Below are 23,466 nucleotides of genomic sequence, written 5' to 3' on the forward strand. Positions count from 1 at the left end.
CCCTTAGTTTGTTAAAATCTTAGATAACTCATCTATAGCTACTTCCCTTTTTTCTCCATTCTTCATATCTTTTATAACACAGCTATTGGTTGTTACCTCATCTTCACCTATTACAACACAATACTTAGCGTTTATTTTATCTGCATACTTCATCTGTGCTTTTAAGCTCTTATTCATTAAATCGCACCATGCAGTAATCCCAAGCCGTCTTAATTCAAAAGTTAATTTTTGAACGTACTCTCTAGTACCATCTGTAGACGCCACATAAATACTAGGTATGTCCTTGCATCCTAACTTTATCCCTTCACTTCCTAATAAAAGAATTAAGCGCTCCAAACCAATGGCAAAACCAATACCACATGTTGGTTTCCCTCCACATTCTTCTATCAAACCATCATAACGTCCTCCACCACAAATAGCACTTTGAGCTCCTATAGCTCCAGCCTCAAATTCAAAGACTGTCTTGGTGTAATAATCTAGGCCTCTAACTATTCTCTTATTTATCTTATAATCTAAACCTAAATTATTCAACCCCTTCTGTAGCCCTTCAAAATGATCACGACATTCATCACACAAATAATCAACTAATAATGGTGCCTCTCTTGTTATTTCCTGACACTTTTCATTTTTACAATCTAGTATTCGCAATGGATTTTTGCTAAATCTGTCTCTACATAAACCACAAAACCCATCAAGCTTATTACCCAAAAACTCTTTTAATATCTCATTATATTCTTTTCTACACTTTGGACACCCTATACTATTTATACTAAGAGAAATATTTTCTAACCCTAAACTATTTAAATATAAATTAAGCAATGATATAATTTCTACATCAATTTCAGGTCCCTCTGCTCCAAAGGCTTCCAATCCTAACTGATGGAATTCTCTATAGCGTCCTTTTTGCACATTCTCGTACCTGTAAGCAGTTATATTATAACAAAGTTTTACAGGCTTTTGTAATTCTGACATCCCATTTTCAATAAAGCTTCTCGCAACTCCTGCTGTCCCTTCAGGACGCAAAGTTAAACTTCTGTCACCCTTATCTTTAAATGTATACATCTCTTTTTGCACTATATCAGTTGTGTCTCCCACACCTCTTTGGAATAATTCAGTATGTTCAAACACAGGAAGTCTTATTTCTTTATAACCAAATCTTTCACAAACACCAAAAAACTTTTCCTCTAAAGCTCTCCACGTGTCTATTTCATCTGGCAATATATCATGAGTACCCTTTGGTTTCTTTATCATATCAATTCTCCTTCTGCGTTTTTTACAAATACTTAAATAAATCTTTTTCATCACTCAACGCAAACACTTCAATCCCATCAAAGTTTTGCGTTAACAATCTTTTTATATAATCAACAAAAATATGTTCTGTACCAAAATGACCAGCATCAATGGCACACAATCCTTTTTGCATTATATCCAACACTACATGATGTTTTAAATCTCCTGTTACTATAACGTCTGCCCTTTTTGTAACCAAATTCAAAAAGTTCTCATCAAATGACCCGCAAAACACTGCAACTCTTTTTACCACCTTGTCCACATCCCCAGCAATCCTAACATTTTCAACATTTAATTTTTCTTTTACTTTCTCTGCAAATTCACCAAATGTTTTATCTCCTATAACTTCACCTATTTTTCCCACTATCCTATCTTTGGATTGCCCCAAGTAAAGACTATTTGAATAGTGCAAATCTATTACTTTCGCCAAAAGATCGTTTAACCCATTATGAGCAAAATCAAAATTAGTATGAGCCGCATAAACACATATATCATTTTTTATTATGTCCTCTACCATTTTACCATACGACTCTTTTGTATTGATTTTTTTAACTCCTTTAAAAATAAATGGATGATGTGATAATATTAAGTTTGCATTTTTTTGTATTGCAAAATCCAAAACTTCTCTAGTTAAGTCCAAACAAACCACTATACGTTTTATTGGCTTATCCGAATTACCTATTATCAAACCTACGTTATCCCATTCACAAGCTAAACTAACAGGCGAAATCTTTTCTATATAGGCTGCAACATCCTTTAAAAACAACTTCACTTAAAATTCATCTCCTTTAAAAAAATTATTAAGCTCACTTTGTAAGCCTTCTACTAGCCATTCATATTTTTCTCTTAAATATGAATTTTTTTCTCGCATATTATCCATGGCACTCAATGCCCTTTTGTACTTTTTCAACATGTTCTTTATATAAAGCCCGTACAGTGGATCCCGTTTTAGCTTGTCCCCTACGTAATACTTAAAAGGATCAACATCATATGTTGTACCATTTTCTACTACAGCACATATTATATTATACATCCTTTTTCCCTCTAATACCAACTTTTCTTTATAAATATTATAATTATTATTATAAAACCATTCGCGTACATCATTTTGATACTTATTAGGTTGAGCTATAATCAAAGTTTTGGGAGATAATTTTTCTTTTCCTTCATCTAATATATTTTTTATCAATGTCCCTCCCATGCCAGATATCACTATACAATCAACTTCATCATCTTTTTCTAAAATATCAAGCCCTGGTCCTAATCTCGTTTCAATTACTTTTTCCATATTGTTGCTAACAATATTATTACATGCTATATTTAGCGGACCTTTTCTCAAGTCAGATGCTATGCACCGTTTAACTATCCCTCTCTTAATCAGCGATATTGGAACATATGCATGATCTGTACCAATATCAGCGACTATATTACATTTGGGTACTAAATTAATTATTGCGTCTAATCTACTACTTGACATTAAATTCCCTCCATTGAAAGAAAAGATCTAATCACTAAGAAAGTTCAAACTGATTAGACCTTTTTTATTTAGTGTATCAATTAAAAGCCCTACACTTATCCTACTCTTTCTTCAATTTCTTCCTTTACTTCCTCAGGACTAAGTCCAGCTGCCTCTATTATTGGCGCATTTGTCACCTTAGCATCTAGTGCAGTAAAATTTGTATTAACTCCTGCAACAACAACTGCATCTACCGAACCTAGTAATGTAGTATCATTGTTCTTAGACAAATCAAATTCTCTAACACTATACCCTTGGCTTTGTAAATAATTCTTAACTGATGACAATCCCTTTTCTATTGCTATATTTTTCATGGTAATCCTCCAATAATAATTTTTTTGCCTAAACAAAAATTATAAAGGCAGTATTATTATTTTCAATTACTATGTTAAATATGCAACCTATTCTTCAACATAACCCTCCACATATTTACTATATTGAGGATTTTTCCTAAACCATTTCTTAGCAAAAGGACATATAAGTCTCACTTTTCTTTTTGTTTTTTCTAAACTGTTTATAAATTCCTCCATCATCATTTGCGTAATCCCTTGTCCTCTATATTCTTCCTTTAAATAAACCTCATTTAAAAGAACCACCTCCATCGATTCTTTAGGAAAAGTCATGTGTCCAATTAACTTACCATCATCATAAACCGTCATTTCATCATCTTCACAATTGACTTTAATCTCTAGCATAACTATTCTCCTTTGTTTATTTTTTTTTCTATATTGCTCCATATTATTTCCCTAGTTTTTTTGTCTTTTATAGAATAAGGAATAATAGAAAAATCCTCCGGCAACATAAGTGTATTTTTTATCTCTAAAAGCCTTTGCCTTACCTGACTTTTAGAGATTTTATCAAGCTTAGATGCCAATACCAAATATTCTACACCTCTTTGTTTTACCCAATTAGACATTATTACATCATCTTGAGTTGGTTTATGTCTTATATCAACAAGGTGTATTACTAACTTTAGCTGTTGTCTTTTATTTAAGTAAGCCTCTAATATATCTCCCCAAGTTTCTTTCTTTTCTTTCGAAACTTTTGCATATCCATAGCCAGGCAAATCAACAAAATATAGTTTTTTATCTATATTGTAAAAATTAATCTCTCTAGTTTTTCCCGGTGTTTGACTTGTCCTTGCTATATTATTTCTATTTAACATCATATTTATATAAGAAGACTTTCCCACATTAGATCTACCTACTAATGCAACTTCTGGCAAACTAGCATTAGGATATTGGTTTTTATCTACAGCCGAAATCTCAAAATTTGCATTATTTATATTAATCCTCACTTTTAATCCCTCCTAAAACTTTACCTCATTCCCATATAAAATAATCCTCCATATAGTGCCAAAAATAAAACTAAGCAAACAATTCTTACATACCATTTATCTTCTTCTGAATATCTAAACATGCCTGCAGCCAAAAATCCTCCAATTAGCCCGCCTACATGTCCCCATGAATCAATATTAGGTAAAACAAAACCTAACCCCACATTCATTGCTATTACTGCCAAAAAGGATGTCCCAAATAAATTCCTAAACAAGATAGGCTTCCTTATACCAAAATACGATAATGCCCCCATTACTCCAAATACCGCGCCAGATGCTCCTAGGCTTAAACTTTCTGATAATGCAAAACTAAATATAAATCCACCTATTCCGCTCAACATATATATACCTATAAATTTTAGATTCCCATAAAGTTTTTCACAAACAGGTCCTATTATGGAAAGCGAATAGCAATTGGTCATTAAGTGCATTAATCCTCCATGCAAAAATATCGGTGCTACTAATCTAAAGTATTCTCCTTCCCGTATAAGCAAATTATCTTTTATTCCCATAAGTCTCATAAAATCAATATATTTTATATTACCTAAACTTGTCCTTACCATAGCCAATAGATATATAGTTATATTCAAAGCAATCACTGTACGAACAGTTATTGGCCTATGCGTCAAAAGCGTAACCTTATAATCTTCTTGCTTCTTTAAATCTAGCTGCAACAAATTATCCCTATTACCCTCCAGCCACTTATCTGGTTCTAGATTATCATACAAAACTTCTATTAATCCATAGTCTGGGAAAGCCCTTTCATAACAGCAAGTTATTGTTTGTGTATCAAGCTCCACATGTATTGGTTTAATATATTTTCTATGATATCCATCATGCACATGTGACCACTTTATTTTTTCTTTTAGCGCATCAGATATACCTTTTTGTGATATAAATACTTTAAATATTTTATAATCTGTCGGGCTTTCTACTATTCTGTGCAAATTATTTATTCCCAATACTATTTCTTTTTGTATATCTTCCTCCGTGTAACTATCTAAATCATACAGCTCTATTAGAGAAAACACCTGTCCCCCATTTCTCACAAATATAATTTTATTATCTTTAAACTCTTTATCTACCAATAAAAAATTTTTTTCCTGTATTAATTTTTCTGATACTGCTTGTATATAATTTCTTATCACTTTACTTTATTCTCCTCTTCTAATAATTTCTGTCATTTTGAAAAATCTCCACGGTATATATTCACTCTTTGGCTCTATACTAAACTGCATCAGAGTCTTTTTTACTGGGTGCATAAAACTTATCTTATATGACCATAACGCAATTTGCTGACCTTTTTGGGAAGTACCCACTCCGTATCTTTGATCGCCATATAGCGAAGCACCCATATTTTTAAACTGTACTCGTATTTGATGTGATCTACCCGTTATTAATTTTACCATTACTAGACTTAAATTATCAACCTCTTTTAAAATTTTATATTCTAAAATTGCTTCTTTAGCTCCTATGGTATCTTCAATCACAACAGATACCATATTAGTTTTTTTATTTTTCAATAAATAATCTTTTAATATACCTTCTTTTGGTTTTATCTTTCCATTAATCACCGCTAAATAATATTTCTCCATTTCATTGTTTCTTATACATGAACTTAATCTTGAAGCCGCTTTAGATGTCTTAGCAAAAAGCATAATCCCCCCAACCGGTCTATCTAATCTATGTACCAAGCCCAAATACACATTACCCTTCTTGTTATATTTACTTCTTAGATATTCCTTTACTATGAATGTCATGTCAACATCGCCCGTATCATCCTTTTGAGAAGGAACATTACATAACTTCTCCACCACTATTATATGATTATCCTCGTAAATTACATTTAAATTCATCATCTCTCCCATCTCCCGTAAATACCACAAGGTAATGCTATCTCAGAAACTGGAAGGCCTACCTCTCCTACAGAAATTTCTCCTTTAATTTTTTTATTAACTGTAAGCTTTAGTATATTCTCTACAACACTAGGTGCAAAGCCTGTAGTATACGAATTAATTAAAAAAAACAATGGCTTGTAAGACAATAAATCAACACATTCTGACACAAACTCAAATAACTTATCTTCTATCTTCCATATCTCGCCTTTTGGGCCTCTTCCATATGAGGGTGGATCCATTATTATTGCATCATATACATTACCACGCCTCTTCTCCCTTTGAACAAACTTTAAACAATCATCAACTATAAATCTTACTGGCCTATCTCCTAGCCCAGACAATTCTAAATTTTCTTTTGCCCAATTAACCATCCCCTTTGATGCATCTACATGGCAAACCTTTGCCCCCTTTGAAGCAAGTGCCACCGTAGCACCTCCTGTGTACGCAAATAAATTTAATACATTAACAGTTCTGGACTCGTTCTCCACTTTTTTCATCATCCAATCCCAATTGACAGCCTGTTCAGGAAAAAGTCCTGTATGCTTAAATCCTGTAGGTTCAACATAAAATTTTAAATTTTTATAACTTATGGGCCATCTTTTAGGAATAGTCGAATTATATTCCCAAAAGCCTCCCCCACTTTTACTCCTATGGTAACTCGCATCAGCTCTATCCCACATTTTTTCATTTCCCTTTGGCCATATTATCTGTGGATCAGGTCTTCTTAATATAACCTCACCCCATCTCTCAAGTTTTTCACCATCACCAGCATCTATAATTTTATAATCCTTCCAGCCCTTTGCTAATAACATATTCTAAAATATACCTACCCTTCATCTATCTTATTATCTTTTGCTATATTTTTACTTTCTTTGCTATCTTTGATTAGCTTTTTCTTGTTCCCTTGTATTTTTTTTATGATAGATCTTTCGATGTTACTTAATACTTCCAAAACTCCTTCGTGTGTTTTACACTTAACAGATGGTGTTTCATATATTCTATCCTTAGGATAAGGGTCTCCTGGACTCTTAGGAACATATGGTTCTTTTCTTTGTATAAAGACAGACGTCTTAGTTAAATCTTTAGGGCACAAATCATTTGCTAAATAATTCTTACCTTCCATATCTTTACTGCTTGTACATATTTTTCTGCTAACATGCACTTCACAGCAATCCTCTTCGCCAGGTTCTGTACCTTCAACAAAAATTTCTTTTGTAACCATACTACCTCTAGGGTCTTCATAACATAACTCAGTAGGTCTCATACCTGAACATTTGCACACTTCAACCTCTACTATACCAGTCTTTGGTTTATCAAATGCCTTATCAGGTAAATTTTTATGTATATCTTCCATAACCATATTCCACACTTTAAGTGCTCTACCATATTCAGCTCCAGCTAAAGTAGATCCCTTATCATACCCATACCAAGTTGCTGCAACATAATATGGAGTGTAACCCACATACCATTTATCTTTATTGTCACTTGTTGTTCCAGTCTTTCCAGCTGATTGTATCTGTCCCTTTTTGATTAATCCATTTGGATATGCTGTACCTCTTTTAGGTACCTCTTGCAATACATTTGTTATAACGTATGCACTTTGAGGTGTGTATACGTTTCTTTTTCGTCCCACTTTCTGTATAAGAACTTTATTTTCTTTATCACAAACTTTTGTATAAGTAATAGGTTCATAATAATTCCCCTGGCTTACAAATGGCACATATGCCGCTGCCATCTGCAATGGATTTACTCCTTCATTCAATCCACCCATTGCAAGTGAAATATACCTTTCATTACTTCTATCTATATTTACCTTTCTTAAATAATCTAGTGATTTTTGTACACCCAAATGTTCTTTCCAAACTCTTGCTGCGATTACATTAATAGATCTTCTTACTCCATCGCGTATAGTTGTTAATCCTCCATAAGTTCTATCATAATTCTTAGGATATAATCCCTTAGATAATCCCATCATGTACACTGGCACATCATCAATTATAGTAGAAGGTGTTATAATACCTTCACCTATTGCTGGCCCGTACACTGCTATTGGCTTAAATGTTGAACCTGGCTGTCTCTTCATTAAATTAGACGACGCTCTGTTAAATGGAACACCTTGTTTTTTACCTACGCCTCCGGTCAAACCTCGTATTTGCCCATTCTTTGCGTCTAAAACCACCATTGCTGCCTGAGGCTTACCTTTTTTCTCACTAAGAACTGAAAAATTATTTTCATTCTCAAACACCTTGTCCAAACTTTTTTGAACATTCATATCTATTGTAGTATATATCTTAAGTCCATTATTATATATAGTTTTTATTGCAATCTCTTCCGAATATCCCTTATTTATAAGATCTTTTTTTAGATCCAATATAACCTGATCTACAAAATAAGGTTGTACTTCCTTATTAAAAACATTACTGTTTTTCTCTACAAATTTTACATCTTCTTTTTTTGCCTCTTCATATTCCTCTTTAGTTATAAAGTTTAAATCTAACATCTCTCTTAATATTATCTTTTGACGCTTCAAGTTATTTTCCTTACCATTTTGGGTAAATGGATCATAAACACTAGGTAAATTAGTTATACCCGCAAGACACGCCGATTGTGCAAGCGTTAGCTCTGACACAGGTTTACCAAAATACATTTTAGATGCTGCTTGAACTCCATAACAATTTTCTCCCATGTATATCAAATTCATATACACTTCAAGTATTTCATCTTTTGTGAGTTTCTTTTCTAGCTTAATAGCTCTCCATTGCTCCTGAACTTTTCTTTTTATGGAACGTTCATTATCTCCTGTTACGTTTTTCACAACCTGCTGAGTTATTGTACTTCCTCCATAAGAACCTCCACCGGGCTTTATATAACTTATAACTGCCCCTGCTATTCTTTTTAAGTCAATTCCATTATGTTTATAGAATCTCTTATCCTCTATTGCAACAAACGCATCCTTTAAATGTTTAGGGATTTGTTTCATATCAACCATTTCTCTGTTCTTTTCTCCCTTTAATGACATGACAAAGTTTCCTCTGCTATCATATATAGCTGACGTAAATCCTTTTAGTATTAATGTATCTGGGCTAATAGCTTCAGTAGATTTTAATATTCCTAACAGGCCACCAAGTAAAATACTGCCAACTGTTATTGATAATGTTATAAAAAACACTGTTAATATCTTAATCACTCGAAACACATAACTTTTTACATATGACGGCGAACTTTTTTTATTAGCTTTTATCTTCTTTGCCATAAAACCCCTCCTAAACTTCCATCTTTCAAAAACTTATTGCCTAAAAAAAGCACATTTAATTATACAACTAATTTCAATTATTATCAATAGTTATTATTACAAAGCAAGGCTCAATAACAACTTAACCTAATTCTTTCTCTTTGTTCCCAACTTTTCTTTTTTTTCGTAATGTTTTTTCTTTAGGTATCTTAATTTTCCTTTTAGAAAACCTTTTTTTACATTTTGCTTCTTCTAACATTTTTATCACTTCCAGTGGCATTCCTCTTTTAATTGCAACTGTTAATGGTGTTTCTCCATCTTCATTCATTTGTTTTGCATCCGCTCCATTATCTACTAATTCCTTTATTATCTCAGAAGATACGTTATCTAATATTGCATACATAAGTGGCCCGCATCCATTATCTGCACACTTATTAACATCAGCTCCTAGATACAGCAATAAATTTATTACATCAACTGACGATTTGTTGAATATCGCATACATAAGTGCGGTATTTCCTTCATTATCTTCTTCATCAATTCTAGCTCCCACGTCTATTAGCGCTTTTATCACTTTAATAGAGCCTCTATTTCTTATTGCGTACATAAGTGGTGTTACACCTTCAATATCCCTCAAATTAACATTTGCACCTCTACTTAATAGCATTTCTATGCAACCTGATGACATTTTATTAATAAGTGCGTGCATAAGTGGTGTCCTTCCATTTTTATCTACTGTATTAACTTTAAACCCTGTATCTAATAACGCTTTTATAACTCCAACTGAAGCTCCTCTTTCAATGGCGTACATCAACAAAGTAACTTTCCTCTCCCCTATGTAAACTCCGTCTATTCTCATTATATTGCTTAATAGTTTCTTCGTAATTCTTATGGATAGCATATTTTTAATTGCATACATAATTGCATCCCATCCATTTTTGTCTACTGCATTTACGTCTGCCCCACTATCTATTAATTCCTCTATTACTTCATCAGAAGCTCTATTTAAAATTGCATACATAAGTGGTGTCTTTCCATCTGCATCCCCTCCATTCACTCTTGCACCCATTCTTATTAACAATTTTATTATTTCTACCGACACTCCTCTTTCAATTGTACACATTAACAACGTTTTTCCTTTTGCAAAAACTAGGTCTACATCTGCTCCATATTTTACTAGTCTCTCTATAATTTTTACAGATGCTCTCCTCTTAATTGCGTAAGCGAGCGGAGTCCACCCCCTATTATCTTCAGCATTAACATCAGCACCTCTATATAATAATTCATATTTTATATCATCAGTGGCCCCTTTACAAATCGCGCACGTAATAGGGGTTATCCCGTTAATGTCTCCATCATTAACTCTTGCTCCTCCTGCCAATAACAATTGTATAACTTGCAATGGAGCTTCTTTTTCTATTGCAGCTATCAACAACGTTTTTCTATCCATAAACTCTACATTTGTATTAGCGCCACATTTTATTAATCCTTCTATAATTCTAAAGGATACTTTATTTTCAATTGCGTACATAAGGGGCGTCCATCCTTTATTATCTATTATATTGACATTTGCTCCTCTGCATAGTAATTCTTCTACTACATCATCACATGATCGGCTAATAATTGCATGTATGAGTGCAGTACGCCCAGTACCATCTGCTATATTAACATTAGCTCCACTCCTTAATAATACTCTTATTAATCTAACGGGAGAACTTTTTTTTATTGCATACATCAACAATGTTTTTTTATTTACATCAATTATATTCACATTCGCTCCATATCTGACTAACTCCTCTATAACTCTAGTTGATGTGCTTTTTTCGACTGCATACATAAGTGGTGTCCATTCTCTGTTATCTAATGAATTTAAATCTGATCCTTCGTATATTAGTGTCTTTATTATATCATCAGATAGGCCATTAATAATCGCATTTACAAGAGGAATCCTGCCATTATTATCTTTATCACTTATATTCATTCCTCCATATGATAATATTCTTATTATATCAATAGGTAATTTCCTCCTAATTGCGACTTCAAGCGGTGTGACAAGATCTTTTGACGTCGCTACGTCTTCTATCTGTACGTAATTTAACAAAAATCTTATTGTATCCTCATCTGCCATGTTACAAACCTTCACCAAAAAGCTCTTATCTTCTTTTCGAATCGATGCAAGTAAACGATTTATTTCTTCTTCTGGTAATATATCATATCTTTTGCTATTTGCTATATAATTCATTACACTAATTTCATTTTCCATAGCAAGCTTTCTTACTGTATCTTCTTTTAATATTTCATAACTTTTATTTTTTATAATACTATCAATTATCTCAAATATTTTTATCTTGCAGTCAAGTGAATCTAATATATATTCATTTAGCTCTTTTATCTCTTCTTCTAACTTTACGTCATGTATCAATTCTCTTATTTCTACTATATCTTTATTTTTTATCAATTTCCCCTTTTTAAACCTAACAAAACCACTGTACCGTAATATCTCTTTTAATGCAACATACCTTGGTTTGCAATCTTTTGTCATAACATAATCCATCATAAACTTATATGCATTTTGCTCTACTTTATTTGCATGTAGATAATCATTTATCCAGTTTTTTAAAATTTTATAATTCTCCTCTTTTGCTAATTCATTATATAATATTTGTCTTGCCCCATTATATATTACTACATCTTTATCAATTTTATTTACAAATGTTGTAAATGTTTCTTTAGTTTTTCGTAAACGTAAAAATTTACTTTTCGCATTATCTTCAAACTCTTTCCTTGCTTTAGTAAATATAGTTTTTATTAAATCCTCTAACGTATCTTTTTTGTCATTAGAACTATTTTTAATCTTCTCCGTAAGCTTTATTCCTATACAGCGTTCATCTTTTAATGTTACTTGGAATTTTTTCAGAATATCCTTTTTCATCATACCGTTCCTCTTTCTCCTTTTTTTATCATAATTGTGTCGCTATACCAGTATACATCATTTTTTTAAATATGCAATATCTATTGCAATAATTGACATATCTTATGTAATTTCCCCCTTGTATAAATGTCAAAATAATGCTATACTTGATGTCGACAAACTTTCTCATTTGTAAGTTTGCAGAATTTTAGTGGAGGAGGTTTTACATATGGCATACTTTATAACTGAGAATTGTGTAAGTTGTGGCGCTTGTGAGGGCGAGTGTCCTGTATCATGCATAAGCCAAGGTGAAGATAGATTCGTTATTGATCCTAATCAATGTATTGAATGCGGAGCTTGTTCTAACATATGTCCTGTTGGTGCTCCTACGCAACAATAATAGTTAACTTGTTTTTCCCTCTGGCGAGAAATGCAGTTCTCCTCGCCAGAGGTTTTTATTAAGAGGAGGTATTTTTACGTGAAAGAAATTGCATTAACTTTTAAATTTTCTAAAAGTCAACCTGATATTTTTTTTGAGAAATTAGGAATGTTATACTTAAATTTATACAAAGAATCCCTACGTATATTTAATCCACAAAAAATATTTGATCTAGAAGAATTAGACGAATTCCAAAAGATTTTAATTACATATAAGAAAAATATTAAAGTAGGATCTGAAAACCCAGCTTTTTTAGCTAAAAAAGTACTCGATTTTCACAATACAACAAACGTAACTTCTATTCAAGAAAGTGAAACCGGTTATGCATTATCTTTTAAAAAAAGTGCTGGTAATTGCACCACTTTTTTTTCTAAAGAATATTTCTTTAATAAAAGATTCTATTCGCTTACACTTGATACACTGTGGAAGGAAATAACTAATTTAACATTGAAGTATTATATGGGGGTTCCTACTACTACAAAATTTAGTATACCAACCAATACGTTAAATTATATTGTAGATTATACTAATGTCGTTGAATCTTCAACTAAAGATATTGCAAATCTACTTTACAAATACAATGAAATGATTGATAATGTAAAAGTCATACTATCCACATCTACAAAAATCAATGCTCAAAAGCCTAAAGAAATTTTGGGTGAAATTTCAATTAATGTCCAAAAGAAAGTTCGTGACATTATCCGGCAAAAAATTTGTCATAGAATTCCCGATGCTATAAGAGCGTCTCGTCAATTGTAAAAACACAAAGATAGCCCCTTTTAAGGCTATCTTATTATTTAGAATTATTGTCCAGTATGTCCAAATCCACCGCCTCTATTATGGCCTACTTTAGTTGGATCATCATGCATAATAAAATTAGCCCTTTCAACTTTTGCAAATATTATTTGTGCAATTCTTTCTCCTTTTTTTATATATATTGACCCATATGGATTCCCTCTTTTATCTATGTAACATACATCATTCATGCAAGGCAATTTGTCTTTTTCACACTCTATATTTTTCTCTAAATATTCCCCAATTGTCATTTTAGTATAATTTTCACTTAAATCTTTTAGTAGACTCGAATCGTTCATAATTCTATACGCTAGCACCGCAGGATTATAAGTATTTTGCACTATAACTCCAACTATATCTCTATAGTCACTATCAATTGTACCTACACAGTTAGCCAATCGTATATCTGTCTTAAGTGACAGACCACTTCGCGGTCTTACCTGTGCTTCCACATCTTTCTCCATTGCTATAATAAAATTTAGCGGTACCACCTTTGTCTGCCCTGGTAACAAAACTATATCCTTTGCTGCATATACATCACAACCAGCTGCATTTAAAGATTGATACTCTGGAACCCTTCCACTTTCTAGTACTTTAATATAAACATTTGTCATGTGTTCTGCATCTCCTTTTATTCTTTTAAAATTATACCTCTATCACCCAAGCTATAGAAAAGCTTATACTTTCCTATATAAATGCCCTTTTGTATATTTATCTTGCTTTATTAATCCTTCGCAAGAGCTTCCCCTTAATATCTTTATATTAAAATCTACAAGCTCTTTTATTTCATCAAAATTCTCATCTAATATATTTAATCTAACTCTATTTACTCCACTCATCTTTTCTATATCTTTCCCCATAAATATCTTATTTGAATTAAATAAAATACACCTATGTGCATGTGGATCACACATTATCCTAAACTTTTCACCTTTTCTGTCTTTCAAATAATAAGTATCCTTTCTACAAACTTCATTACACTTACCATCTTTATATCTACCACACAAATCTCCTACTATACAATATTCCATTGTCATAACAGGAAGACTCCCGTATACTATAACTTCCTTCTCCACATTCTCTACTTTTTTTAAAGCATTAATTTGATTTAGTGTAAGTTCACATGATAATGTAACTTCTTTTGTCTTCATGCGCTTTAGCAATTCAATTGCATGCGTATTAAATATATTTAAGGTATAATCACACAAAATATTTTCAATTTTATCTTCCAAATACTTTACTGTGCCCACATTTCCACACATAACACCTGCAAATTCTTTTAATTTATCTAATTTTCTTTCTATGTATTCATCATACCATTTTCTTGTCACTGCTGGTATATGCACATATACGGATACGTTATTTTTTCTACACATATCAATTAACTTTTTATAACGCTCATCCTCAATAATACAAACAGGCAAATATATTCTAGACGCCCCCAATTCCCAATATTTCATATCATAATCTACATTATAGAAAAATAACGAAATCTCCAATGGATGGCTAGTATCCATCTCATAATTAGCTCTACCCAGAGTCGCAATTTTCTTGTCCTTAATTTCTCCTCTAATACTATCCAATTCTTCAATTGCCAATCTTCGTATATTATTTATTTCGCTAATAGGCACTACTACTCCATCTTCCAATTTAACATCTACGGTTTCAAAATAATATGGCGTATCTCCCGTCTTTTTTAATTGTTCTATTACTCTATCACAAACTAACGGCTTATTAATCGCTTTACACGGGTAAACATCACTTATTTTTTTCACTACATTTTTATCTTTATCTTCAATAACTAACTCTAAAGGCTTCCCATCCATTATTATTATGGATCCTCGAAGTGCAATTCTTTTTAAATCTTTCCCACAAATACTTGCTTTAGCTAATTTATTTAACCTTTTACTAGATGTTTTATATAAAAGATTGTTCTTTTTTATATTCCCATCAAGATACCCTAACTTGACAATGTCTTCACTTTTTGCGTTTTTCACCATTTCATTGTTCAATAAAATTTGTGACACAATAACTCCTGGGTTCTTCTCTTCGCCATTGCAAATTTCTATACCATCACCTATCTCAATAGAATCTTTCAGTTTGACTGTTACTAGACGTTTGTTTACATCAAAAAACACCACCTTACCCAAAAACACACCTAAATTCTTGGGCTTATCTGTAGTTATCATATTATTGGGGGCCCCACCATCAAAATAACCTTTCGTGAACCCACCTCTATTAAAAATTTGCATCAAGTCTTTAAAATCTTGCTTTTCCACGTTGTATCTCTTATTATCTATGTATTTTCTATATATTCTAATTACTGTAGCTACGTACTCCGGTGTTTTCATCCGTCCCTCTATTTTTATTGATTTTACTTTACTATCAATTAATTCGTTCATTCTATCAATACTACACAAATCTTTTGGGCTTATAAGATGCCCTTTTGATACAACTCTATCATTTTGTAGTAATTCATACTTAAGTCTACAAGGTTGAGCACACCTCCCTCTATTACCACTCCTAGACCCAATCATACTACTTAGCAAACATTGTCCTGAATATGATATGCACAACGCGCCATGACCAAATACTTCTATATCTACATCGCAATTTTCTACTACATCTCTTATCTCAATTAAAGAAGTCTCTCGTGCCAATACAACTCTACTAAACCCTATCCGCTTTAAAAATTCCACTCCGTATTTATTATAAATAGTCATTTGTGTACTAGCATGCAAACTTAACTCTTGAAACATCTGTCTTGCTATGCACGCTAAGCCTAAATCCTGAATTATAACACCATCTACATTAGCCAAATATAATTGGCTCAAAAAATCAATCGCATCCTCGAATTCTTCATCTGACACCAAAGTATTTACTGTGATATACACCTTCACACCTCGTATATGCGCGTATACCACCAAATGTCTTATATCATCAATAGAGAAGTTGTCCGCAGACATCCTTGCGTTGAACAACTTCCCTCCTAAATAAACCGCATCCGCACCATTCTTAACAGCCGCATAAAATGACTCAACATCACCCGCAGGTGCCAAAAGCTCAATTTTATCTTTCACAAAAAACTCCTCTCTATAACATCTAAAAGCTCAATTCTTCCTTTATTATGTCCGCAACAATCAAATCTTCTCTCGTTGTTATCTTTATATTATAGTTACTTCCCTCTACTACCTTTGTTCGAATACCACATCTTTCCATCAAAACGGTATCATCCGTTCCCTGATATCCATCTTCCTTCGCCATAATATGTGCCTTTAAAAGATCTTCTTTTACAAAAGCTTGCGGCGTCTGTACAATAACTAATTTACTTCTGTCTAACGTTTCTTCAATTTCCATAAAATTATTTCTTACTTTTATTGTATCTTTAGGGGTAATTCCAAATGTAGCACTTCCATATTTACACGCTGCATCGAGTAAACATTTTAAATCTACACATCTAACAAATGGCCTAGCTCCATCATGTACCACAACCAAATCTATACTATCCTCAACACTACACAATCCATTAAAAACAGACTCTTGTCTACTACTTCCGCCTTCAACAATCTTTACCTTCTTCTTTATCCCATCAATCAAAGCCCTTGCATATTCCATATCTTCTCTTCCAACAACCAACACTATCTCTTTTATTCGCTCGTTAGCAGCAAACACATCTAACGAATAACTAAGTACAGGCTTTTTGCCCAACATTATAAATTGTTTCTTAACATCCAACATCATCCTCTTGCCGGATCCAGCTGCCACAATTATTGCACTCACACTATTACATTTTTTGTTCATGTTACTGTGCCTTCGCCCTATTATTGTATATGTAGTCATACAACATTCTATCTATATGATCTTGTTTCCATCCTTTTATAAGAACTATCTCACTTTCTAAAATCTGCTTTGCATTACTAAGCATCTTCTTCTCACCCGTAGACAAGCCCTTGTCTCTCTCCCTAATCATTAGGCCTTGCACAACACTTGCTACATTTAATATGTCTCCTGTTTTTAATTTAATCATATTATCTCGATATCTTTTGTTCCAGTTACTTTCCTTGCTATACATTGGCTCCTCTTGAAATACGGAAAAAACATCTTCTACTAGCGACTCATCTGACAAATCCCTTATACCAATTTCTTCCATTTTCGAAATGGGTACCAATATCTTCATACTTCCCACAGGTATCCTAAGAACGTAATAATTTTGCTTTGACCCTAATATTTCTCTTTCTTCAATGTCCTCTATGACGCCTGCTCCATGCATTGGATAAACTACCTTATCGCCTATGTTATACATAAAAAAACCTCCCACAAAAACATCAACTAAGCACCTATTCAGTCAAAAAAACACTGACACCCTCCAACTCTTAGCCATCACTTTTAACATGACAACCAAAACAGTAGATTTTTTTACCTGCATCGGATTATAAATTCTGGGGAGAAACTTAATTGAAATGTACTTACCTGCCAAGGTTAATCTTTCAACTGCAATATTCATCTTCTTTGACTTTCAAAAAACAAATACCATTTCTCTCTAAATTTAAACCTTCCATTGCTACAAGTTAAAACCTTTTATGCCCTACATTATATACCCTAACATTATTTTTGTCAAATGGCATAAAAAAAAGTCTTATCTTAGCCTGGGGCGATTGTTTACGCAAAAAAACAACGGCCACAAAACTGGTTAGGACCGTCATCTTTACATAAATTTAGTAAACTCTATTCAGCTACCGTCAAAGAATCATCCTTTTTATTCCAATATTTCTTTATCATAATCCTTCTCATTGTTCCGAAATTAAAAAACATTCTATTACCAAACGCAACTATCGCAGCAAAATATAATTGTATGCCTATTTTATCACCTATATAAGTTAACACGGCCGCCAATATCGCATTCAAAAAAAATCCTGATAAAAAAATCGATAAATTAAAATTTCCTTTAAGTTTAGCGACTATACCTCCGCAAACTGTATCCATTGCAGCTAATATAGCAACAGCTACATATATTGAATACTTCGCTGGAATTGTAATAGGCATCCCTATACCTATCAATACACCTAAAATCGCACCCATTACCATTAATAACATGTTTTGTCCTCCTTTTTTTTGGTACATCGTAAAAACTTTCTTGTGCTATGTAGAATATTATACATTATCTTTGGGCTAATGCATATGTTTTTTTCGTAAAAGTAGGATATCCTTTATTCCTAAACTTCAAAATACCTTCTTCTTCCTTGTCCAGTTTGTTAAAAAATATCTCTTTTACGTAATTTATTTTATATAAATTTATATCACGTTCATTGCCCAAGTACACTAAGATTCTATTGTCTAAAAAAAGTTTAGTATCTTTAACATCATTTAAATCTATGTAATCTATCTTATCGTACAGGTTTTCTGACTGATAGTCCGATTTTTTTATTGTTTCATAAATATGATAAAACGCCTTTACTTTATCTTCACTCATATCTATTCTATCGCCAAGCCTAACTCCTTTTAAACGTATGCCATTTATCTTTGGTATTTTATCATTATTAATGTCATCAGTTATATCCAAAGCTACGCCCTCTTGATCTACTACAACATAAGTTGTATGGTATGATACTCGAGCTACCGGTTGTCTTTCTTCTATATCTATCTTATATTTTCCTAACCCAACAAGTAATATCTTTACATTTTTTATGTATGGACACTCCTTTATAACTTGTCTTTCTCCTTCAAAATACCTATGCATAGCAATACTTTTTACACTAAATTTGCTGTTTTGGGCAACTTTTCTAAACCAATTATCATTTAAATTTATATTCACAATATTTTTGATTTCGTCTTTAGTATAATGGTTATTCCCATTAACTTTTATTTCCTTTATATCGAACAGCGGTGACATACAAAAGGCCACTGTCGCTCCTATTAGAAGCACACTTAATATAAAACATCTTCTAAAACTTTTTAATCTCCTGCTTTTTTTCATATCGCTCGTAACTCCCTACTCCTTTCTAAAATCACCCCACCTCTGTTTTTTGGGTGGATTCTTTATATTCATTGCTTGCAATTTCTATCGCCTTTATAAGGCTTGCGATCTTTACCAACTCCTCATTTTCCATTTTTGTATTAGCTAATACTTGTTTAACAAGATCCGAATTCTTGACAACTTTACTTCTAAAGTCCTCAAAACTACTTATTCCATTCTCTTGCATAGTCTTTAACGACTTAGTCGCTACTTTCATCAGTTTATTATACTCCATTTGATCATCTTTGTCATTAGATTTTGCACCTCTTGCTAATTCTTCCATTCCTTTTTTATACGCTAACACATATTTTTTTATGTCGTATAACTTACGTGCGGCCTCTACCGCATTCTTGTAATCTTCCTTTAATTTTGCTATTTTCATAACTTTCTCGTCTCTTATTTCCTTTAGATCATTAATATATAAAATTTTATTATATTTTACATTCATATTCTTTAGCTCTTCTAGTTGATCCCATGCTATATCCATAAGTATTTCTCGTATATTCTCATCATATCCTTCAAGTCCCGCTATATTTTCATGTGACTTATCTTTTACGTACATCTTCTTAGTTTGTGCTGCTTTTTTATCTTTTGGTTCACTACTTCTTTTTCCATACTCCACACCCAATCTTTCGCACACATTGGATATGCTTTCTTTTAATTCGTCCAAATCCTTTACCTTATCCTCCATATAATATATTCCACTAAAATCAATTTTTTCATCTATTGTCTCCTCTGGCTTTATATACACTATACTTTCTTCTATCTCTTGTTCAAATTTTGTCTTATCATGTTTAGGTGGTTGTTCTACATTTTTAGTTAATTTATCTGTTGATAATACTTTATTTATTGAATTTTTCAATTCATCCATCAACTGTATATTCTCATCAAATTCGCTAGACACAACTATGTTATGCACATTAGCTTTTATTGCATTGTTTTCATTCTTCATTTCATCTATATCGCTTATAACCTTTGTCATATATCTATCAAATTCTTTTGTATATTCATTATTATATTCCTCTACATTCTCAAAAAGTCTTAAATTATATGGCTTTATCTCTTCCTTTGCTTTCTCTAAAAGTTCTTTTTTATCCTTTACTACTTCCAAATCGCTAACCTTTATCTTATCTTTTAATGCCTTCTTATTCTCGTCTAGTTTTGATAAAAATTCATTATTCTTTTCTCCAAGGATACCCATCGTATCTATTATTTTTTGTGCTTCCTCTTTTAACATATTTTTTGAATCCACTAAAAGTGCCTCTTTTTCTGTATCACTTTCTTCACTATCCTTCTTTTCTTCATACTTTTTCTCAAGTTCAGTTTTCTCGGCACTAAGTTTTTCTATTTCCTCTTTTATACTTAAAATATGATTATCTGTCTCTTGCACTTTCTCTTTAATACTATTTTCTAGTTCTCCCAATGTATCCTTCACATTTTCATACGTATCTATTTTACTTAGTTTTTCTTTAATGTTATCCAGCAAGTTCAATATGTCTTCTTTTAGTGACTTATCCATCTCTTTTAATATTCTTTCTTTATCATCTATAACTTTTTGTTTATTATTGATATTCTCTAGTAATCCTTCCTTTGAATTTCCTTTTAGCTCCCCTAACTCTTTTTCTATATTATCTATTTTTTCTTGTAACCCCGCGATTTGATCTTTTATCCTGGATTGCAACATCTCTAAATAGCTAAACTCATTCTTTGCATACTCACTAGCTTCATTAAAACTATACTTTATTTCCTCCTCAAATTTTTGTCCCTTAGTCTCTATCTCCTTAATTGAACTTGTTATAGTATCTTTTAATTTTATTAACCTTTCGTCTTCCATATCAGGAGTATATTGATTCGCGTACTCTGTTAATGTATTAATATACTCTTTTTTATCCATAAGTTTTTTAGTAGCATCATTCACGCGCTGATAAATTATTTCCAAAAATTTATTATGGAAATCTTCTATTGATTTTGTTAAATCTTCCTCTTTATTCTCATGCATAATTTCTTGGAACTTATTCTCAACCTTTTTTTGTATATTTAACATATCCTCAATAACAATATCCAATGTTTCTTTCTTTTTGGGGCCTGTTTTTTTCTCAATTGTTGCAGTTGACTTAACTTTAGGTTCATCGTCTTGTTGATAGTCTATAAACGCGGCTAATTCACTGACAGCCAAATCCTTTTCAGGTTTTAATTCATCTTTTGGCGTACTTTGTTCTACTGTCTCTCCGCTTAATTCTTCACCTTCTTGTTCAAGCTCCTCTATGCGAAGTAATATAGTTTTTTTCCTCTCTTCTTGTTCTACAATATCCAATTCTTTCTTTTTTATCTCTACATTGATATTAGGTATAGACTCTTTTTTAGCTTGAACTGTATCCATAGCCATCTTATAATCATCTTTACTATGTATTCCATGACTATTAAGACGCTCTACAACTCCATTTAATCCACTTTTTAGCGACTCAATTCTTTCTTCTAAAATTTTTCTATCATCAACAGCATCCTCGCTTAATTCATCCAACATTTTCTTATTCTCATTAATTTTCTCTTTTTGTGCATCTAATTCACATACATCCGGATACAATAGTTTTAAACTATTTTCTTCTTTTTCTATTTCAATAACCTCTTTTGTGGCACTGGCTATATATGCTCTTTCCTTAGCTAGAAAGTCATCTATTGACTCTACATCTTTTTTTAACTTTTCTATTTCAGATGCATTACTCATATTTATCCCTCCACACGGCGCTATTCTTTATATATATAACGGCTTTTTTCTTAATTTTATTAGGACAATTAAAATTAAAAAAAACGAAAAACTTATATACCTACATCTCATTTTGTACTTTTATGTTAAATTTGGTGTTTTTATACAGTATTGACTCATTGTTTTTTATATGATATAGTCAAACTTGTGATTTTTGTAAAACATTGCAAAAAAATAAGTTTACTAGTAGGGTGTGGTTTTTTTGAAAAAATTTTTGTGTTTATTTTTGATTTGTGCTTCATTGATAGCTGGTATGTGCACAAAGTCTTATGCTTTTAGTGGAGCTATTTTACCTCCAGCCAAGTTAAATTTGGGCGATACTATTTGTATTCTTGAACCTTCATGTACAGATGCGCATCGCATGAACATATACAAGTCTCGTATAGATTCTGTTGTAGCAAAATTAAAACAACGCGGATTCAATGTAGTTGTCTACAGTGACTCATTCAAACCTTCTACACTAGGCTTAGGTTATTCTACCGAAAGGTTACGTGCTGACTTATTTAATAAAGCAATAAGAGATAAAAACGTAAAAGCAATTTTCTCTTTTTGGGGCGGATATGGCGCAATGCATCTATTAGACAAATTAGACTATAGTGCGTTTAGGGCCAATAGAAAAATATTTGTTGGATTTAGTGATGAAACTGCAATTGAACTTGCAATTTTTGAAAAATCAGGTATAATAACATTCCACGGACCAATGGTTGGGGCGGATATAAATTACAATGAAAGCAAAACTTTTGATTGTTTGTTTGCAATGCTAACAAATCCTAAAAAATCGACTAAGCTTTTTAATATAGATGATAATTCCTCTTTTAAGTCTTATAAAGAAGGTACATGTGAAGGCCAGGTTATAGGTGGCAACCTTTCTCTTATACAATGCATGATAGGTACTCCTTATGAACCTAATTACAAAAACAAGATACTTTTCTTTGAAGAAGTAAAAGAACATGACTACAAAATTCATCGTATGCTCTGGCATCTTAAATTAACAGGTAAACTAAAAAACGTATCTGGTATTATCATAGGATCTTTAACTCCTATATCTGGATCAGAATCTCGATTGCAACATATTTGTTTTGATGTGTTCAAAGATTTAAATATACCTATAATATATAATGTTCATGCGGGGCATATCAGAAACCCTATCACTATACCAATTGGTGCCAAAATAAAAATTCAAAATAATGAATTGATTGTAACAGAACCTGTTGTTTGTAGCTTTACTAATTTTAGATATTAACTTTTTAATACTATGACAAAAAAGAGGAG

General features: G+C 32.2%; 21 protein-coding genes. 3 read left to right on the top strand and 18 right to left on the bottom strand.

The window, feature by feature from the left end; translation table 11 throughout:
• Positions 1–3: 3 nt before the first annotated feature.
• From J6Y29_04330 to J6Y29_04380, 11 genes are all read right to left on the bottom strand, one after another.
• A complete protein-coding gene (locus J6Y29_04330; GenBank protein ID MBP5427099.1) occupies positions 4–1,251 on the bottom strand; it encodes a histidine--tRNA ligase in 1,248 nt (415 codons plus the stop codon).
• Positions 1,252–1,273: 22 nt separating this feature from the next.
• Positions 1,274–2,062 carry a Nif3-like dinuclear metal center hexameric protein gene (locus J6Y29_04335; GenBank protein ID MBP5427100.1) on the bottom strand — a complete coding sequence of 263 codons (789 nt, stop codon included), beginning with the start codon at positions 2,060–2,062 and terminating at the stop codon, positions 1,274–1,276.
• Positions 2,063–2,767, bottom strand: coding sequence for an SAM-dependent methyltransferase (locus J6Y29_04340; GenBank protein MBP5427101.1), 705 nt, complete (start codon positions 2,765–2,767; stop codon positions 2,063–2,065). It abuts the gene before it with no gap.
• A 95-nt stretch (positions 2,768–2,862) separates the two neighbouring features.
• The gene (locus J6Y29_04345; protein ID MBP5427102.1) at positions 2,863–3,120 is read right to left on the bottom strand and encodes a YkuS family protein; all 258 of its coding nucleotides are present in this window, start codon (positions 3,118–3,120) and stop codon (positions 2,863–2,865) included.
• 87 nt (positions 3,121–3,207) lie between these two features.
• Entirely contained in the window at positions 3,208–3,501 is a 294-nt protein-coding gene (locus J6Y29_04350; GenBank protein ID MBP5427103.1) for an N-acetyltransferase, read from the bottom strand.
• A 2-nt stretch (positions 3,502–3,503) separates the two neighbouring features.
• Positions 3,504–4,097: a YihA family ribosome biogenesis GTP-binding protein gene (locus J6Y29_04355; protein ID MBP5427104.1), complete on the bottom strand. Its 594-nt coding sequence runs from the start codon at positions 4,095–4,097 to the stop codon at positions 3,504–3,506.
• 26 nt (positions 4,098–4,123) lie between these two features.
• Complete coding sequence (locus J6Y29_04360; GenBank protein MBP5427105.1) at positions 4,124–5,290, bottom strand: rhomboid family intramembrane serine protease; 1,167 nt, start codon at positions 5,288–5,290, stop codon at positions 4,124–4,126.
• A gap of 6 nt (positions 5,291–5,296) precedes the next feature.
• Positions 5,297–6,010 (bottom strand): RNA pseudouridine synthase, encoded by a 714-nt coding sequence (locus J6Y29_04365; protein MBP5427106.1) that lies wholly within the window; start codon positions 6,008–6,010, stop codon positions 5,297–5,299.
• Positions 5,998–6,852, bottom strand: a complete 855-nt coding sequence (locus tag J6Y29_04370; GenBank protein ID MBP5427107.1) for a class I SAM-dependent methyltransferase — start codon at positions 6,850–6,852, stop codon at positions 5,998–6,000. Before J6Y29_04370 ends, J6Y29_04365 begins: the two co-directional genes overlap by 13 nt.
• Positions 6,853–6,866: 14 nt before the next feature.
• Positions 6,867–9,293 (bottom strand): PBP1A family penicillin-binding protein, encoded by a 2,427-nt coding sequence (locus tag J6Y29_04375; protein MBP5427108.1) that lies wholly within the window; start codon positions 9,291–9,293, stop codon positions 6,867–6,869.
• A gap of 121 nt (positions 9,294–9,414) precedes the next feature.
• Positions 9,415–12,204, bottom strand: a complete 2,790-nt coding sequence (locus J6Y29_04380) for an ankyrin repeat domain-containing protein (GenBank protein MBP5427109.1) — start codon at positions 12,202–12,204, stop codon at positions 9,415–9,417.
• 208 nt (positions 12,205–12,412) lie between these two features.
• On the opposite strand from J6Y29_04380, the gene J6Y29_04385 reads away from it, so the two are divergent.
• Positions 12,413–12,583, top strand: a complete 171-nt coding sequence (locus tag J6Y29_04385; protein MBP5427110.1) for a 4Fe-4S binding protein — start codon at positions 12,413–12,415, stop codon at positions 12,581–12,583.
• Between the two features lie 78 nt (positions 12,584–12,661).
• Positions 12,662–13,381 carry a hypothetical protein gene (locus J6Y29_04390; GenBank protein ID MBP5427111.1) on the top strand — a complete coding sequence of 240 codons (720 nt, stop codon included), beginning with the start codon at positions 12,662–12,664 and terminating at the stop codon, positions 13,379–13,381.
• A 44-nt stretch (positions 13,382–13,425) separates the two neighbouring features.
• On the opposite strand, the gene J6Y29_04395 is transcribed toward J6Y29_04390, so the two are convergent.
• The 7 genes from J6Y29_04395 to J6Y29_04425 form a co-directional block, all read right to left on the bottom strand.
• Complete coding sequence (locus tag J6Y29_04395) at positions 13,426–14,031, bottom strand: aminotransferase (protein ID MBP5427112.1); 606 nt, start codon at positions 14,029–14,031, stop codon at positions 13,426–13,428.
• A 63-nt stretch (positions 14,032–14,094) separates the two neighbouring features.
• On the bottom strand, positions 14,095–16,497 hold the full coding sequence (locus J6Y29_04400; GenBank protein MBP5427113.1) for a U32 family peptidase: 2,403 nt from the start codon (positions 16,495–16,497) through the stop codon (positions 14,095–14,097).
• 22 nt (positions 16,498–16,519) lie between these two features.
• On the bottom strand, positions 16,520–17,218 hold the full coding sequence (ispD, locus tag J6Y29_04405; GenBank protein MBP5427114.1) for a 2-C-methyl-D-erythritol 4-phosphate cytidylyltransferase: 699 nt from the start codon (positions 17,216–17,218) through the stop codon (positions 16,520–16,522).
• A gap of 1 nt (position 17,219) precedes the next feature.
• On the bottom strand, positions 17,220–17,720 hold the full coding sequence (locus J6Y29_04410) for a CarD family transcriptional regulator (protein MBP5427115.1): 501 nt from the start codon (positions 17,718–17,720) through the stop codon (positions 17,220–17,222).
• A gap of 422 nt (positions 17,721–18,142) precedes the next feature.
• Positions 18,143–18,511 (bottom strand): small basic family protein, encoded by a 369-nt coding sequence (locus J6Y29_04415; protein MBP5427116.1) that lies wholly within the window; start codon positions 18,509–18,511, stop codon positions 18,143–18,145.
• Between the two features lie 64 nt (positions 18,512–18,575).
• Entirely contained in the window at positions 18,576–19,391 is an 816-nt protein-coding gene (locus tag J6Y29_04420; GenBank protein ID MBP5427117.1) for an FtsQ-type POTRA domain-containing protein, read from the bottom strand.
• Positions 19,392–19,422: 31 nt separating this feature from the next.
• Positions 19,423–22,155 (bottom strand): hypothetical protein, encoded by a 2,733-nt coding sequence (locus J6Y29_04425; GenBank protein ID MBP5427118.1) that lies wholly within the window; start codon positions 22,153–22,155, stop codon positions 19,423–19,425.
• A 241-nt stretch (positions 22,156–22,396) separates the two neighbouring features.
• Between J6Y29_04425 and J6Y29_04430 the strand changes: the two genes are divergently transcribed.
• Positions 22,397–23,437: an LD-carboxypeptidase gene (locus tag J6Y29_04430; GenBank protein MBP5427119.1), complete on the top strand. Its 1,041-nt coding sequence runs from the start codon at positions 22,397–22,399 to the stop codon at positions 23,435–23,437.
• Positions 23,438–23,466 lie beyond the last annotated feature (29 nt).

Source organism: Clostridiales bacterium, from assembly GCA_017961515.1.
GTDB lineage: Bacteria > Bacillota > Clostridia > Acetivibrionales > RGIG10202 > RGIG10202.

Bases quoted from the DNA above. Each gene is read 5' to 3' on its own strand.
- J6Y29_04415 (MBP5427116.1), bottom strand. From the start codon at position 18,511: ATGTTATTAATGGTAATGGGTGCGATTTTAGGTGTATTGATAGGTATA.
- J6Y29_04385 (MBP5427110.1), top strand. From the start codon at position 12,413: ATGGCATACTTTATAACTGAGAATTGTGTAAGTTGTGGCGCTTGTGAG.
- J6Y29_04350 (MBP5427103.1), bottom strand. From the start codon at position 3,501: ATGCTAGAGATTAAAGTCAATTGTGAAGATGATGAAATGACGGTTTAT.
- J6Y29_04410 (MBP5427115.1), bottom strand. From the start codon at position 17,720: ATGTATAACATAGGCGATAAGGTAGTTTATCCAATGCATGGAGCAGGC.
- J6Y29_04375 (MBP5427108.1), bottom strand. From the start codon at position 9,293: ATGGCAAAGAAGATAAAAGCTAATAAAAAAAGTTCGCCGTCATATGTA.
- ispD (MBP5427114.1), bottom strand. From the start codon at position 17,218: ATGAACAAAAAATGTAATAGTGTGAGTGCAATAATTGTGGCAGCTGGA.
- J6Y29_04425 (MBP5427118.1), bottom strand. From the start codon at position 22,155: ATGAGTAATGCATCTGAAATAGAAAAGTTAAAAAAAGATGTAGAGTCA.
- J6Y29_04330 (MBP5427099.1), bottom strand. From the start codon at position 1,251: ATGATAAAGAAACCAAAGGGTACTCATGATATATTGCCAGATGAAATA.
- J6Y29_04395 (MBP5427112.1), bottom strand. From the start codon at position 14,031: ATGACAAATGTTTATATTAAAGTACTAGAAAGTGGAAGGGTTCCAGAG.
- J6Y29_04420 (MBP5427117.1), bottom strand. From the start codon at position 19,391: ATGAAAAAAAGCAGGAGATTAAAAAGTTTTAGAAGATGTTTTATATTA.
- J6Y29_04340 (MBP5427101.1), bottom strand. From the start codon at position 2,767: ATGTCAAGTAGTAGATTAGACGCAATAATTAATTTAGTACCCAAATGT.
- J6Y29_04365 (MBP5427106.1), bottom strand. From the start codon at position 6,010: ATGGGAGAGATGATGAATTTAAATGTAATTTACGAGGATAATCATATA.
- J6Y29_04380 (MBP5427109.1), bottom strand. From the start codon at position 12,204: ATGAAAAAGGATATTCTGAAAAAATTCCAAGTAACATTAAAAGATGAA.
- J6Y29_04345 (MBP5427102.1), bottom strand. From the start codon at position 3,120: ATGAAAAATATAGCAATAGAAAAGGGATTGTCATCAGTTAAGAATTAT.
- J6Y29_04370 (MBP5427107.1), bottom strand. From the start codon at position 6,852: ATGTTATTAGCAAAGGGCTGGAAGGATTATAAAATTATAGATGCTGGT.